The 15,157-nt window shown below is 67.0% G+C and carries 12 protein-coding genes; 1 reads left to right on the top strand and 11 read right to left on the bottom strand.

Annotated elements, in window-relative coordinates:
* On the top strand, window positions 1-1,104 hold a 1,104-nt coding region (locus WA965_RS15030), incomplete at its 5' end, for an alpha/beta hydrolase (RefSeq protein WP_526447708.1).
* A gap of 27 nt (window positions 1,105-1,131) precedes the next feature.
* Here the strand turns inward: WA965_RS15030 and WA965_RS15025 are convergent.
* From WA965_RS15025 to WA965_RS14975, 11 genes are all read right to left on the bottom strand, one after another.
* Window positions 1,132-1,908: an IclR family transcriptional regulator gene (locus tag WA965_RS15025; protein WP_526296138.1), complete on the bottom strand. Its 777-nt coding sequence runs from the start codon at window positions 1,906-1,908 to the stop codon at window positions 1,132-1,134.
* 11 nt (window positions 1,909-1,919) lie between these two features.
* The gene (locus tag WA965_RS15020; protein ID WP_526296136.1) at window positions 1,920-3,770 is read right to left on the bottom strand and encodes a putative nucleotidyltransferase substrate binding domain-containing protein; all 1,851 of its coding nucleotides are present in this window, start codon (window positions 3,768-3,770) and stop codon (window positions 1,920-1,922) included.
* Complete coding sequence (locus WA965_RS15015) at window positions 3,745-5,277, bottom strand: GMC family oxidoreductase (protein WP_526296145.1); 1,533 nt, start codon at window positions 5,275-5,277, stop codon at window positions 3,745-3,747. Before WA965_RS15015 ends, WA965_RS15020 begins: the two co-directional genes overlap by 26 nt.
* Window positions 5,270-6,805 carry an amino acid permease gene (locus WA965_RS15010; RefSeq protein WP_526296134.1) on the bottom strand — a complete coding sequence of 512 codons (1,536 nt, stop codon included), beginning with the start codon at window positions 6,803-6,805 and terminating at the stop codon, window positions 5,270-5,272. Before WA965_RS15010 ends, WA965_RS15015 begins: the two co-directional genes overlap by 8 nt.
* A 21-nt stretch (window positions 6,806-6,826) precedes the next feature.
* A complete protein-coding gene (locus tag WA965_RS15005; protein WP_526296132.1) occupies window positions 6,827-8,332 on the bottom strand; it encodes an aldehyde dehydrogenase family protein in 1,506 nt (501 codons plus the stop codon).
* A gap of 17 nt (window positions 8,333-8,349) precedes the next feature.
* Window positions 8,350-9,486: an aromatic ring-hydroxylating oxygenase subunit alpha gene (locus WA965_RS15000; protein ID WP_526447706.1), complete on the bottom strand. Its 1,137-nt coding sequence runs from the start codon at window positions 9,484-9,486 to the stop codon at window positions 8,350-8,352.
* Entirely contained in the window at window positions 9,483-10,616 is a 1,134-nt protein-coding gene (solA, locus tag WA965_RS14995) for an N-methyl-L-tryptophan oxidase (RefSeq protein WP_526447710.1), read from the bottom strand. The genes WA965_RS15000 and solA overlap by 4 nt, the downstream gene beginning before the upstream one ends.
* Window positions 10,617-10,624: 8 nt before the next feature.
* Window positions 10,625-13,069, bottom strand: coding sequence for an FAD-dependent oxidoreductase (locus WA965_RS14990; protein WP_526296128.1), 2,445 nt, complete (start codon window positions 13,067-13,069; stop codon window positions 10,625-10,627).
* Between the two features lie 227 nt (window positions 13,070-13,296).
* Complete coding sequence (gene prcA, locus WA965_RS14985) at window positions 13,297-14,049, bottom strand: proteasome subunit alpha (RefSeq protein WP_526296126.1); 753 nt, start codon at window positions 14,047-14,049, stop codon at window positions 13,297-13,299.
* Complete coding sequence (gene prcB, locus WA965_RS14980; protein ID WP_178360137.1) at window positions 14,046-14,945, bottom strand: proteasome subunit beta; 900 nt, start codon at window positions 14,943-14,945, stop codon at window positions 14,046-14,048. Before prcB ends, prcA begins: the two co-directional genes overlap by 4 nt.
* Window positions 14,942-15,133, bottom strand: coding sequence for a ubiquitin-like protein Pup (locus tag WA965_RS14975; RefSeq protein WP_526296124.1), 192 nt, complete (start codon window positions 15,131-15,133; stop codon window positions 14,942-14,944). The genes prcB and WA965_RS14975 overlap by 4 nt, the downstream gene beginning before the upstream one ends.
* Between the last annotated feature and the right edge of the window lie 24 nt (window positions 15,134-15,157).

Genomic DNA, 15,157 nt, shown 5'->3' with positions numbered 1-15,157 from the left:
GCATTCGGCCGGGACCGCGTGACGCCGCCCGCAGCGACGGTTCCCGCCGGTGCGTGGCCGGTGCAGACGGCCGATGTGGTCGACGGTTGGCCCTCGATGAGCCAGGACCGGATCGCCGCGCAGATCGCCGCGATGACGCCGGCACAGCGCGAGCACCTGACCGCCACGTTCCCCCGGCAGATAGGCAACACCGACGGCGTTCCCTGGGAGATGAGGGTCGCCGCCAACCGGATCAACATCGCCGAGGCGATCGTCGCCGAACCCGGACACGACGCGGCGTCCCAGCGCCGAATCACGTTCTACCGCAGCCTGCTCGGTGAGATCGACGATCCGGCCGGGGTCGGCGGCCGGATCCGGCGTCAGATCCTCGCATTCGACCCGCACCGCGCATCGCTGGTCGAACTCAACGGTGATCTGGCGGCGGCAGAGAGCGTCGCAGTGCTGGTTCCCGGAGTGAACACCACGATCGAGGCATCCGCGGCCAACACCGCCACCGCCCGCAGATTCGTCTCGGCCACCGGAGGCGACGTCGCCGTGATCACCTACCTCGGTGGACCTTTCCCGCAGGTCCGTGATCCCGCGGGAGTACTCGTCAACGCCGCCGATCCGCGCTACGCCCTCGACATGGCGCCCCGACTGGTGGCGTTCACCGAGGACGTCGAACGTGTGGTGCCCGACGGCGTCCCCGTGACGGTGATCGGTCATTCCTACGGCGGCTCGATCGTCGGGACGGCCGAGTCGCTCGGCCTGACGTCGGACCGCACGCTGTTCCTGGCTGCGGCGGGTGCCGGCGTCGGTGTCGACGACCCCGACGACTGGCACAACCGAAATCCCCACGTGCTCAGATTCTCGATGACCCCACCCGGGGATTTCATCGAGCTCGTACAGGGCATCCCCGGCGGTCCGCACGGGGCGGATCCGGACGACGTCGACAGTGTGATCCGCTTGCGCACAGGATATTACGACGATGGTGGGCCGGTGTCGGGCTGGGGAGCACACACCGGCATGCTCAATCGCCCGTCTGATTCGTGGCGGACGATCCTGGCGGTCATCACCGGGGATTCACGGACCCTGCGTCGCGCAACCGCGGGCGCGCCGCATTGAGCCATGGGCGACCGTGGGCGCGTGCGCTCAGTCGCGAGCGATCCAGCCCAGACGCCGGCTGATCGCGTCCGCCGCCGCGATGGTCAGCTTCGCGACCTCTTCGAACCGCTCCACTCCCAGGCGGTAGGAGGGGCCCGAAACACTCAGCGCCGCAATCACTTGGGAGTGGGCGTCGTACACCGGCGCGGCTACCGCGTTCAGGCCGACCTCGAGTTCTTCGGACACGCTGGCCCACCCGCGTTCGCGTACCGCGGTCAAGTCCCGCTCGAGGTCGTTGGGGCTGGAAACCGTGCCGTCGGTGAACGATTCCAGCGCAGGCCCCAGCCGGTTGCGAACCTCGGCGGGGTCCAGTCCGGACAGCAACACCTTGCCGCTGGAGGTCGCATACGCCGGGCAGGTCTGACCGACCCAGGTGCGCAGCGTGATCTCCGACGGACCGATGGCCTCGACGATGTTGACGATGCGATCGGCGTCGAGCACCGCCAGGTTGGCGGTCTCCCCCACTTCGACGCTGAGCTCATCGCAGATGTCCTGACCGACCTTGACCATGTCCAGCTGGGCGCTTGCGGCACGCGCGAGCCGGGTGACGGCAAAACCGAGTTGGTACTTGCCCCGCTCGGAGACCTGAACGACGAACCCGCGGGCCTCCAAAGCCGCAATCAGCCGCGACACCGTCGACTTGTGCACACCGAGTTGGTCGGCGATCTCGGTGACCCCCGCCTGACCCGTCTCGGCCAGGATCTCCAGGACCTGCAGCGCGCGGTCGACGGACTGTACGGCGGGTGGGGTATCGCGGCTGACCATCACCCACGACCCTATACGCCGTGAATCCCGACGTTGCCGACCCGGCGTCGCACCGCCGCGATCTCGCGCAGACCCTCGCCGAGCAGGCTGCGGTTGAGTGGCGACAGCTCCGACATGGTGATGACGTCGCCCGGCGGGTGTCCCGCGGCGACCTGTTCGACCTGGTGCGCCAATCGCAACCGCTGCAGCATGGCGAACACATCACCCAGTGTGCGGGCGTCGCGCTGGCTGAAGGCGCCGGACTGCGCGCCTGCCTCCAGCCGGGTCGGCGTGCTCGCCGAGGTCAGTCCGGCGGTCAGCCCACCCCAGCGGGACAGGTTCACGATCGGTGTCAGCGCGTGACTCTTCAGGTCGAACGTGCCGCCGCGCCGCGACAGCACATCGCGCAGCGACCTCGTCCTCACCCGGCCCGACAACGCGTTGAGCAGCTGCAGCCGCAACGCATTCGGATGTTCCTCGCGGACCCGCTGATACGCGGCTGCCACGCTGTGCAGGCCCGGGTCACCCCACACGACCCTGCCGTCCAGTAGCAGAGACGAGAAGATCAGCCCGCGATCGCGCAGCGGGTCCTGCAACCATCCCTGCGCGGCGTGCCGCCAGTCCGCTTCCGATCGGGAGAAACGCGCCGTGGCGGCGATCGCGCCGTTGCGATCCGACGGCAGTCCGCAGCCGTCGAGCAGGGTGTGCACCTCGGCGGCCACAGCACGCAGTCGCGCGGCCTGATCGGTGTGGTCGTCACGCCAGGACAGCGCGCTGTCGACGTCGGAGGACGGCATCGCCTCGCGACGTGCCACGCTGCCGAGCGTCAACCAGGCGAAGCCGTCCAGCCCCGCGTTGGCCGGCTGTGCCAGAACAAGTTCCAGTGCCCGCCGCACCAGGCTGTCGATGACGACCGACAGGATCGCGCTCGTCGCTGTGGCTTTGGTGCCGTTGCGGAACAGGTCGACGGCGATGCCGGTGACACGTCGGCCCACCTGCTGCAATGTGGCCGGGTCGTCGGCCTGCGCGATCGAGCGGCGGAGCATGAAGCTCTGCCGCGCCGACGCGGCCAGCAGGTCGGCGTCCTCGAGAACACCGAGCACCTCGCCGCGCGAGGTCAGCACCGGCATGTGCCGCAAACCGCACTCCAGCATCTCCATCAGGACGCTGTCCGCTGTCAGGTCGGCGGTCACCGTTCGGGCGGGCGCACTCATCACCTCGGCGATGGCCACCTCCACCGACAGACCCGCGGCCACCACCCGGGTGCGGAGGTCACGATCGGTGAAGATGCCGAGGCGGCCGTCGGGCAACCGGATCAGCGCATACGACACGTGACGCGCGGTCATCTGAATGACGACATCACGCACCGAATCCGACGGTTCGGCCATCAACACCTCGCCGTGGACGAGTTCGGCGACGGGCCGGCTGTCGATGGTCGGCGCGATCGTGGGGCGCTCCGCGGTCGCACCGCTCCAACCCGATGACGCCAGGAACGCCAGCCCGGCGGGCTTGGCGAACTGCGCTCGCACCAGCGCGCCGGGAAGCCGGACCAACGTGCTCGGCGCACTGGTGCGCGCCTCGAAATCCATTCCGGCCCCGGTCAGCAGCGGCAGGTAGCCGAAGATCCCGCCGGGGCCGACGGTGTCGATCAGCGAACCGTCCCCGCTGGCGCGCAACGCCACCGCGCCGTCGCGGACCATCCAGATCTCGTCGGGTACCCGCGCCGCGTAATCCGCGACGACCGCGTCGGCCGGAAACCGCTCTACCGAGGCCCCATCGGCGAGCTCGGCGAGCTCTGAGTCCGTCGATCCCTGGAACGGGATGTGCCCGGCCAGGAACGACGGCAGCTCGGAACCGTCAGGACGTTCTGATGAGGTCGGCACACTTCTCCGCCATCGTCATCACCGTGATGTTGGGGTTGACCGAGGGGAGCTTCGGCATGGCCGAGGCGTCCACCACGCGCAGACCCGAGACACCCTTGACCCGAAGCTGCGGATCGAGCACCGCCATCGGATCGTTCACCGCACCCATCCGCGCGGTCGCCGCCGGGTGATAGACGGTGTTGTGGCATTTGTGGAGGTAGTCGAGCAGCTCGTCATCGGAGGTCGCCTCCGGCCCCGGCGCCAGCTCCGCGCCCACCCAGGCGGCCAGCGGGGGCTGCTCGGCGATGGTTCGGGCCAGCTTCACCCCGGCGAGCATGATCCGTTCGTCGTAGCCGTCAGGGTCGGTGAAGTACCGCGGGTCGACCCGCGCGCGGTCGCGGAAATCGCGGGACCGCAACCGCACCGTACCGCGGGATCGGCCCTGTGTGACGTTGGGCGTCAGGCAGAATCCGTTGTCGGTCGTGGGGTACCCGCGACGCAGGGTGTTCATGTCGAACGGCACACTGCCGTAGTGCATCATCAGGTCCGGCTGGGCGAGTCCCTCGTCCACTGTGGTGAACAGCCCGATCTCCCACCACTGGGTCGACTCGGTCACCATCGGCCTGGCGGCCTCCCAGAACACCAGGCCCTCCACGTGGTCGTCGAGGTTCGCCCCCACTCCCGCTGAATCGACACGCACCGGGATGCCGATCTCGCGCAGGTGCGCGGTGGGGCCGATTCCGGAGAGCATCAACAGTTTCGGCGTGTCGACGGCACCGGCGGTCAGGATCACTTCGCGGCGGGCGGCCACGGTGTCGTACCCGGTCAGGTCAGGCCGCTGGTAGCGAATCCCGTTGGCCCGTAGGGACTCGTCGAAGAGAATCTTCGAAACCCAGGAATCGGTCCGGACCTCCAGATTCTTGCGGGCGCTAAGGATCGGATGCAGGAAGGCGTGCGACGTGGACATTCGAGTGAGGCGGCCGCCCTCCTCGGCGGCGTTGATCTGGAACCACCCGGCGCCGTTGCGCACCGTCTCACCCCGGTTGAACTTCACCGTGGGCAGACCCACCATCGCAGCGGCCTCCAACACCGCTGTGCCGCAGGGGTCCGCGGGCGGGACATCCTGCAGCAGCACGGTCTGGGTGAGCCGCTCGACCAGCGGCAGGATCTCCGCTGCACTCCAGCCCGACGCGCCCATCTGCACCCAGTCGTCCAGACATTCGGCGGGTGGGTGGAACGCGATGCACGAGTTGTGCGAGGAACATCCGCCGAGCACCTTCGCTCTGGCGTGGCGCATGAACGAGTTTCCCCGTTCCTGGGGTTCGACGGGATAGTCCCAGTCGTAACCGGAGTCGAGCAGGTGCATCCACTCGGACAGCGCGAGGATGGCGTCGTCGTCGACGTCGGACGGCCCGGCCTCGACGAGGCACACCGTGACATCGGGGTCCTCGGACAACCGTGCTGCCAGCACGCAGCCCGCGGTGCCGCCGCCGGCGATCACGTAGTCGAAGGTCCCGGCGTCAGCCATCCGTGCGGACTCCCGGAATAGATCCCGCTGCATGCGATTTCAATATACCGATGTGGTCGCGGCCCTTGGCGTGGTACCACAGTAGACCGGCGCCCAGGATGATGCCGATGTAGATGAACGCCCCCCACTCGTAGTACCAGCCCTCGCCGTAGACCGCGGCGCGGGGCCAGGCCAGGTTGGTGGCCATCGCGATACCCCAGACGACGGCGACGATGTTGACGGGCATCCCCCATTTACCCATCGTGAAGTAGCCGCCCTCTTTGAGATCCTTCGGCGGCCACTGCCCCTGGAATCGCTTCTTGAGCAGCGGTCCGGTCACCATCAGGTAGGCGAGGTAGATCATGATGATGGCGATCGAGGTCAGCACCGTGAAGATCTTGGGCTGACCGATGTTGATGACCAGGATGACGATCGCGATGATGCCGATGGTGACGGCCGGGACTATGGGTGTCTGGGTCCTCGGATTGACGGTGGCCAGTTTCTCACCGAAGGGCAGTGCGTTGTCCCGGGCCATCGCAAAGGTCAGCCGGATTGCGGCAGTGTGCACCGCCAGGCAGCAGACGGTCACCGCGATCACGATGCAGACCAGAAAGACGGTTCCCAGTGGACCCCACATCACCTGCTCGACGATGTACTGCAGGCCACCGCTGCTCTCCCCGATCTGAGGATCCTGCAGGTTGGGTGCGGCCATCACCGCGAACACCAGGATCGCGCCGCCGATCACGAAGGACGCCAGGATCGCCCGCGCGATCGCCTTGGGCGCGGTGCGGCGCGGCTCCACCGTCTCCTCGCCCAGCGAGCTCGCCGTGTCGAACCCGTACATCACATAGCCGGACGCCAGCGACGCGATCAGGAACGCTCCGAGGAATCCCATGCTCTCGTCGGTGCCGTAACCATTGGTGGAGAAGAAGATATCGGGCCCGCGGTTGATGTTGATGGCCAGCAGGAAGGCGATGAGCACAGCGGCGATCAGCTCGATGAACACCCCGGAGCTGTTGATCCTCGCAATCAACCGCACTCCCAGCGCATTGACCAGCGTGGTGAACGCGATGAGCGCGCTGCCCAACAGCACCGCGTTGGCGGCGTAGTCGTAGTCACCGCTGCCGTCGCCGATGATCTGGAATCCGCTCCACACTCGGGGCAGGTTGAGCTGGTAGGCCAGCGCCACCGCGGAGATGGTCACGATCGACGCGGTCAGCATGAGCCATCCCGATGTCCAGCCGACCAGCCGGCTGGCGAGCTTCTTGCTCCAGTTGTAGACCGATCCGGCGACCGGGTACTTGGCGGCCAACTCCATGAAGCACAACGCCACGGCCATCTGGCCGACGAACACCAGCGGCCACGACCACAGGTAGGCGGGCCCGGCGGTGCCGAAGCCGAAGTAGAAGAGCTGGAACGTGCCGGTCAGGATCGAGATGTAGCTGACCCCGGCCGCGAAGCTGGCGAACTTGCCGATGCTGCGATCCAGCGACTCCTTGTATCCGAAGTCCTCCATGCCACTGTCGGCGGACGGCTCCTTGACAACCATGCGCGGTCCTTTCCGAACCTGTCAGTGCTTGAACCAGCCCGCGGCAGTGGGAGCGGTGTTGTGCCAGATGTGCTTGAGCTCTTGGTATTCCGCAAGACCTGTCGGACCGAGCTCGCGGCCGTTGCCCGATTTGCCGAAACCGCCCCATTCCGCGGCGGCGGTGTAGTACCCGAAATCGTTGAGCCAGACCGTGCCGTGCCTCAACGCTCGCGCCACCCGCTCGCCCCGCGCCGCGTCCGATGTCCGCACCCCGGCGGCGAGACCGTACTCGGTGTCGTTGCCCAGTGCGATCGCCTCGGCTTCGGTGGTGAACCGCTCGACCGTGAGGATCGGACCGAACGTCTCCTCCTGAACGATCCGCATCGACCGATGACACTTGTCGAAGATCGTCGGCAGGTAGAAGCTGCCGTCGGCCAACGCCGGATCGGACGGCCGTGCGCCACCGGTGATCAGCTCTGCCCCTTCCGAAATTCCCAACTGCACATAGGCTTCCACCTTGGATCGGTGCTGCTCGGAGACCAGCGGACCGGTTTCGCTGGCGGGGTCGCGGCCGTCGCCCACCGTGATGCCGGCGGCGCGGGCCGCCACCGCGCCGACGAATTCGTCGGCGATGGCGTCTTCGACGATCAGTCGGGTGCCTGCGGAGCAGACCTGCCCCGAATGCAGGAACACCCCCGTCAGGACGTGGTCGACGCCGGCATCAAAACCGTTCGGATCGTCGCTGATGTCGGCGAACACGATGTGCGGGTTCTTGCCGCCGAGTTCGACCGCCACCTTGGTGACGTTCCCGGCAGCAGCCCTCGTGATGGTCTGCCCGGTCGCGAGCCCGCCGGTGAACGAGATGAAGTCGACGTCCGCCCCGGCGGTCAGCGCTTCACCGAGAACGGCGCCGCTGCCCTGCACCAGGTTCAGCACGCCCGTCGGCACTGAGAATTCTTGGAACGCCTCCTCGAGCAGGTGCACAAAAGCGATGGTGGACAGCGGGGTCACCTCGCTGGGTTTGGCGACCATCGTGCACCCGGCGCCGAGCGCCGGTGCGATCTTCCAGGACATCTGCAGCAGCGGATAGTTCCACGGGGCGATCAACACGCACACCCCGATGGGTTCCCTGACCACCCGGCTGATGACCGCCGGGTCCCCGACGTCGACGACCCGGTCGGACTGGACTCCGACGAGCTTGGCGTAGTAGCGGAACACCGACGTGACGTCGTCGATGTCGATGCGACTCTCGGCCAGCGTCTTACCCGTGTCGCGGGTTTCCAGCAGGGCGAGATCCTCTTTGTCGCGCTGCAGCAGATCGGCCACCTGATCGAGCAGAGCGGCCCGCTCCGTCGCCGGCGTGGCGCGCCAGGCACCGTCGTCGAAAGCACGGCGGGCGGCGGCGATCGCCTCACGGGCATCGTCGGGGGTGGCTTCGTCGACGACGGCGGCAACGCTCCCGTCGGCCGGGTTGACGATGTCGCGGGTCCCCCCATCGCGGGCATGACGCCATACCCCTCCGATATAGAGGTCAGGCTCGCCGTCCATCCGCTCTCCCGTTCGCGTCAACCGACACGGGACACTACCCACTCATGGAACTCCGCGATGTGGTGTTCGGCGGGGACGAGTACTCCGCCGTGGCGGTAGGCCCGCGACGACATCGCCGGCTGGGTTCGCTCACAGGCGGCGAAGTCCTGCTCGTTGACACGATGGAACAGTTCGACCGACCGAGACACGTCGTGGTCGGATCTGACCACCTCTCCGGTGTAGAGCCAGTCGCACTCCACCACCGTGCGATCGGCCGCCATCGGATACATCCGGTGGAAGATGACGTGGTCGGGCACCAGGTTGATGAACACCGTCGGTTTGACCGTGATCGCGAAGTAGCGCCGGTCCTGTTCGTCGGTGATACCCGGCAGCCGGTCGAATCCCGACGCGCCGTCGATCGTGAATCCGGCTACTTGTGAACCGAATTCGGCACCCCTTCCGATGTTCGCCTGTGCTGCCACGCCGCGCGCGAACTCGGGGACGACGCCGACCAGCTCGGGGTGGATGGAGCTGCAGTGGTAGCACTCCATGAAGTTCTCGACGATCAGCTTCCAGTTCGCCGCGACGTCGTAGACGACCCGGTGGCCGACGTCGAGTCCACCGATGCCGTACCGGTTGATCGCATCCGGGTCCCCGAGCGTTCTGGTCGCCTCGGCCATCACGTCGTCGAACGGCGGCGGGGTGTCCGACAGGCACACCCAGGCGTAGCCGAGCCACTCGGTCAGCGCGACCGGAATGAGGCCGAATCGGCTGCGGTCGATCGGGGCGCCGGCGTCGTCGGTCAGCGTCCCGATGTTCGGCGCGGCCGTCAGTCTGCCGTCGAGCCCGTAGGTCCAGGAGTGGTACGGGCAACGCAGGCTGCGCTTCACCTCGCCCACGGCCTCGGTGCACAACTGGGCGCCGCGGTGCCGGCACACGTTCAGGAACGCCCGCAGCAGACCGTCCCTCCCCCGGACGAGCAGCACGCTCTCGCGGCCGATCTGCACCTTCTTGAACTTGCCTGCCAATGCCAGATCCGAGGACCGGACGGCGCAGAACCACATGTTCTCGAAGATGTGTTCCTGCTCCGTGGTGAACACGTCCGCGCTGGCGTAGTAGTTCCCGCCCAGCGTGGCGCGCAGTGCGGGTGCCGAGGGTGGCTCAACGCTGGTCATGACGTCACCAGTCGTTTCGGGTCGAACAACGAGATCGGGTGACCGGTGGCGCCGTCGATGGCGAGATCGGCGAGGATCTCGCCGACCACCGGGACGAACTTGAATCCGTGCCCGGAGAATCCGCACGCCACCGTCACGTAGGCGCTGTCGGGGTGCCGGGCTATCACAAAGTGCTGATCCGGGGTGTTGGAGTACATGCAGGTCGCTGTGTGCAGGCACGGCCCGTTCAGCGCGGGCAGCAATTGCACCGACCGATCGCGCATCTCGCGTATCTCGTCGCCCCGAACGGTGCGGTCGATGGTCTCCGGCGTACAGGCGACGCCCTTACGGAAGAAGGCGACCTTGACACCGCCGCGCGCGCCGTCGATCGCCGGGAACCCGTAGATCTGCATTCCGTCGGAACTCTCGTCGATGAAGATCGGGTGCTCGACAAACGATTCGGTTCCTGCGACCGGGTCCAGCCAGTAGAGCACCTGACGCTCCACGGTGATCGGGATCCCGAACTCGGCCAGCAGCTGTGGCGCCCATGCGCCGGGACAGACCACCAGTTGCCCGGCGGTGTAGGTGCCGCGATCGGTCCGGACGACGACACCTGCTGCGGTGTCGGCCCATTCGAGAACCTCCTCGCCGAACTGCAGGGTCGCGCCCGCGCTTTCGGCCAAGCTCAGGTGGGCCTGCACGGTCAGTTCCGGTCGTGCGAAGCCGGCCATGTCCTCGTACAGCGCGATGTCACCGGATTCCGGGGTGAAGTTCGGGAAGCGGGCCCGGATCCCGGCGGCGTCGAGCACCTCGTGCGGCAGATCCCACTCCCTGCTCGCCGCGAGGCTGCCTGCGACGGTGAGGCTGTCCGGAGCGCCGATGAACAGGCCACCTGTGACCCGGTACACCTCGCGCTGCGAGTCGGCGGCGAGCTTGTCCCACAACTCGTAGGCGCGCAACAGCAGCGGCACATAAGCGGGGTCCTCGAAGTAGGACTGCCGGATGATGCGGGAGCCGCCGTGGCTGGAACCCCGGTCATGGGCCGGGGTGTACTTCTCCAGACCGAGAACGCGCTGCCCGCGCGACGCGAGATGGTAGGCGGCCGAGGATCCCATGCCTCCGAGGCCGATGACGATGACGTCGTATCCCATGGCTGTCGTCACCTTTTGATCCGCGCCATCTCGGGGTCGACCACCGGCTCCGCATGGATGACAGCAGGAAAGTCCGAGCCTCGGTAGGCGACGGTGACCGCATCGCCGACGCCCAACTGCGCGGGGAGCCACGCGTAGGCGATGGTGCGCCCCATGGTTGGTGAGTAACCGGCGCTGGTCACATAGCCGATGCAGGCACCGTCGACGGATACCGGTTCCTTGCCCAGCACTGCGGCATTCGGGTCGTCGAACACGATGCTGCGCAGCATCGAGGCGGGAGTCGACGCCCTCTGCAACGCCGCCCTGCCGACAAAATCAGACGCCTTGTCCATCCGCACCGCAAAATCGATCCCGGCGGCAGCCGGGAGGTGTTCGGCGGTCATGTCGGTACCCCAGCTGCGGTAGCCCTTCTCGATCCGCAGGCTGTTGAACGCGATGCGGCCCGCGGGGATGATGCCGTGTGGTTTTCCTGCCTGGGCGAGCAGGTCCCACAGCGCTGCACCGTATTCGGCGCCGGTGTAGATTTCCCAGCCGAGTTCACCGACGTAGGACACCCGCATCATGGTCACCGGGATGGCATCGAGGTAGGTGCTGATCGCCCGGAAGTACCGGAAGCCCTGATGCGACAGGTCGTCGGGACACAGCGGCGCCACCACGTCGCGAGCAGCCGGACCCCACACTCCGATGCAACAGGTTCCGCCGGTGATGTCGCGCAGTACGACGTCACCGGGTAGACGGCGGCTGAGCCAGTCGAAATCCATCGGCGAGTTGGCGCCGACCTGGAATGTCTGCGGCCCCAGGCGCGCCACCGTGAGATCGCTTCGGATGCCTCCGGTTTCGTCGAGCAGCAGCGTGTAGGTGACCGACCCGACACTCTTGTCGACGTTGTTGGTGGTCATCTGTTGCAGGAAGGCCGCGGCACCCGGGCCGCTGACCTCATAGCGGGTCAGCGGCGTCATGTCGTACATCGCGACGTTCTCACGGGTCCACTGCGCTTCGGCGACCGAGATCGGTGACCAGAACTTCGACGCCCAGTCGTCGCGTTCGGGCAAGGCCAGACCCTCGGTGGAAAGGCGTTGGGTGAGTTCGGCGTTGGCCTCGTACCATGCGGGGCGTTCCCACCCGCCACCTTCGTAGAAGTACGCGCCCGATTCGATCTGGCGTGCGTGGAACGGGCTGGTGCGCAGACCGCGCAACGCGGTGCGGTACTGGTGCGGGTGGACGACGTCGTAGACCTCGACAAATGCCTGCGAGCTGGTCTGCATGATGTACGACAGGCTGCGTGCGATGTCCTCGAAGCGGTACAGGTCGCATTCGTGGGTGTCGATCGACGGTGTGCCGTCGATGATCCACTCGGCCGTGGCCCGGGCGACCCCTGCCGAGTGGGTCACCCAGACCGCCTCGGCGACCCAGAAGCCGGCCAGCTCACGGTGCTCCCCGATGAGCGAGAACCCGTCCGGGGTGAACGAGAAGATCCCGTTGAACGCCTCTTCCAACTTCGAATCATCAAGCGCCGGAATCAGTTCCGTTGCCGCTTTCCACGCAGGCGCGAAGTCCTCCTCGGTGAACGGCATCATCGAGGGCATCGGTTCGCCTGCGGTGTCGGACAGCAGGGTGGACATGTCGACGGGCATCGGCTTGTGGCTGTAGGAGCCGATACCCAGACGGTCGACATGTTCGCGGAAGTACAGATCCTGGTCCTGGTGGCGCAAAATGGGCAGGCCGGCTTCGGCCGACTCGGTGTTGCGTCCGACCAGCGCCTCGATCTGACCGGTGCGTCCGTACTGGTGCGCCATCGGGACCAGTGGGAGCACCAGTCCGACCTGCTTGGCGATCTGCGCGCCCCAGAACCCGGCCGCGCAGACGACGACGTCGGCATCGATGACACCGTCGGCGGTGCGCACCCCGGTGACCCGGGTCCCGTCGTCGACGATGCCCAGCACCTCGGTGTGGGGACGCAGGGTCGCTCCCCTGGCCTCGGCTCGACGGCCCTGCGCCTCTGCGGCGCGCAGCGCTTTGGCCAGTCCGTCGGCCGGGGTGTGGAAACCGCCGAGGATGCGGTCGCGGTCGATCAGCGGATGCATCGCCACACACTCGGCCGGGGTGACCAGGTTGCCCTCGATTCCCCACGCCTGCGCCCAGCCGGCCTTGCGATGAAGATCCGCCCAGCGTTCGGGAGTGGTGGCGACCTCGAGTCCGCCGACCGCATTGAATGCCCACCCGTCGGGGTGCCGGAGTGCGCCGAACTTCTCGACGGTGTACTTGGCGAAGGAGGTCATGGTCTTCGACGGGTTGGTCTGGAACACCAGTCCGGGGGCATGCGACGTGGAGCCGCCCGTGGCGAACAGCGGCCCGCGGTCGACGACCGTGACATCGGTCCAACCGCGCGCGGTCAGCTCGTCGGCAAGGGAGGTGCCGACGATACCTGCACCGATAACGACGACTCTGGGCATGGCGGGACCGCTCCGATTCAGCAGTGAGATTCTTGAGGACTAGCTGTGAAGATGTTGTGTATTACGCAACGCTGTGCACGATACGCAACAGATCATCCATCTTCGGACCCGTTCACGCAAGACGGACTCGCCGGTGAATCACAAATGCCGCGAGCGTGCAGTCACGGTGGGAGCCCGAGGGGCCGGACTACCGGGACTGCACGCTCGCGGCGATGACAGGGGTGAGGCTAGGAATCGCGGTCCGGGGCCGCGCCGACCTCGTCGGCGACTATCGGATCACCTTGCGGCAGCAGCTCTTCCAGAGCAGTACCGGTGATCCGGCGGAACGCCCGGCGACGCCGGTTGGAGTCGAGGATCGCGACCTCGAGGGTGGCAGGTCCCAGCGTGCGCGGTTCGGTTCCGTTGCCGCCGGCACTCAGCGCCCCCACGGCGATGGACACCGCGTCGGCCAGACTCGCGTTCTCGGCGTAGGTGTCGTTGAGCGCCGTGGCGATGGGCTCGGTGGTCCCGCCCATCACGACAAAGCTCGGCTCGTCGGCGATCGACCCGTCGTAGGTGATGCGGTACAGCTCAGGAGCTTTGGTTTCGCCGTAGTGGGCGACCTCGGCCACGCACAGCTCCACCTCGTAGGGCTTGGCCTGCTCGGTGAAGATCGTGCCCAGCGTCTGGGCGTAGACGTTGGCCAACTGGCGGCCGGTCACGTCCCGGCGCGAATAGGCATACCCCTGCGTGTCGGCGAACCGGATACCGCCACTGCGCAGATTGTTGAACTCGTTGAAACGGCCCACCGCGGCGAAGCCCACGCGGTCGTAGAGTTCGCTGACCTTCTGCAGTGATCGCGACGGGTTCTCCGCGACGAAGAGCACACCGTCGGCGTAGGCCAGCACCACCACGCTACGGCCTCTGGCGATGCCCTTACGCGCCAGTTCCGAACGCTCACGCATCGCCTGCTCAGGCGAGATGAAATAGGGAAAGCTCACGAATCCTCACCTCGAGGCTCGGCGTCGGGGCCGAATGTGTCTGCCCGCGAACGACTCTCGATGATCGCACGACACATCGCTGCGATCTGCTGCTCGGGGATGTCTGCTGCGCCGTCGGCGCCGATCACGACGGCGGTCGGGTAGATGCCTCGTACCAGGTCCGGACCGCCGGTCGCCGAGTCGTCGTCGGCCGCATCGTAGAGCGCCTCGATCGCGACGCGCAGCGCGGAATCGGCGTCGGTGACCTGTGAATAGAGCTTCTTCATCGACGACTTCGCGAAGATCGATCCAGAGCCGACCGACTGGTAGCCCTCTTCTTCGATGTTCCATCCACCAGCGGCGTCGAACGACACGATCCGGCCCGCGCCCTCGGCGTTCGGATCATCGAGGTCGTAGCCGGCCAGCAACGGTAGCGCCACGAACCCCTGGAGCGCGGCGCCCAGGTTGCCGCGGACCATGGTCGCCAGCCGGTTCACCTTGCCGGGGAACGTCAGCGCCACCCCTTCGATCTTCTCGTAGTGCTCGAGTTCCACGGCGTAGAGACGGGCGAACTCGACGGCGATGGCGGCGGTCCCCGCGATGCCGGTCACGGTGTAGTCGTCGGTGATGTACACCTTCTGCACATCGCGGCTGGCGATCATGTGACCTTGGGTGGCCCGGCGGTCGCCCGCCATCACCACACCACCGGGGTATTTCAGCGCGACGATCGTGGTGCCGTGGGGCACCGCGTCGGTGGGCACCGGTCCAGCGCCGGGCAGCAGGTGGGGCGCCTGATGCCGAAGATAGTCAGAGAACGACGACAAATTGACGCCGCCTTGTGAAAGACCTTGAGACAAGGGGCTGAGTGCTCCGGGTAGTGAGGGCGGAAAGGACTGTTCGCGGTGCGGCCAGGTCACTGGCCGCCCTTCTGGACGTACGCACGCACGAAGTCCTCGGCATTCTCCTCCAGGACGTCGTCGATCTCATCGAGGAGGTCGTCGGTCTCCTCGGTCAGCTTCTCCCGGCGCTCCTGGCCGCCGGCCGTGCTGCCGGTGGGATCGTCGTCGTCGCCGCCCCCGCCTCGCTTGGTCTGCTCCTGAGCCACCGCTGCCTCCTGCGTATGTCTTCG

The sequence above is a fragment of the Mycobacterium sp. genome (genome assembly GCF_049683935.1).
In the GTDB taxonomy this organism is placed as follows: Bacteria; Actinomycetota; Actinomycetes; order Mycobacteriales; family Mycobacteriaceae; genus Mycobacterium.
The sequence above is the reverse complement of the archived record's forward strand: the minus strand, read 5'-3'. Positions and strand labels throughout refer to the sequence as shown.

Excerpts from the sequence above, each read along its gene's own strand:
- WA965_RS15025 (WP_526296138.1), bottom strand. The coding sequence starts at position 1,908 with ATGGTCAGCCGCGATACCCCACCCGCCGTACAGTCCGTCGACCGCGCG.
- WA965_RS15015 (WP_526296145.1), bottom strand. The coding sequence starts at position 5,277 with ATGGCTGACGCCGGGACCTTCGACTACGTGATCGCCGGCGGCGGCACC.
- WA965_RS15010 (WP_526296134.1), bottom strand. The coding sequence starts at position 6,805 with ATGGTTGTCAAGGAGCCGTCCGCCGACAGTGGCATGGAGGACTTCGGA.
- WA965_RS15005 (WP_526296132.1), bottom strand. The coding sequence starts at position 8,332 with ATGGACGGCGAGCCTGACCTCTATATCGGAGGGGTATGGCGTCATGCC.
- WA965_RS15000 (WP_526447706.1), bottom strand. The coding sequence starts at position 9,486 with ATGACCAGCGTTGAGCCACCCTCGGCACCCGCACTGCGCGCCACGCTG.
- solA (WP_526447710.1), bottom strand. The coding sequence starts at position 10,616 with ATGGGATACGACGTCATCGTCATCGGCCTCGGAGGCATGGGATCCTCG.
- WA965_RS14990 (WP_526296128.1), bottom strand. The coding sequence starts at position 13,069 with ATGCCCAGAGTCGTCGTTATCGGTGCAGGTATCGTCGGCACCTCCCTT.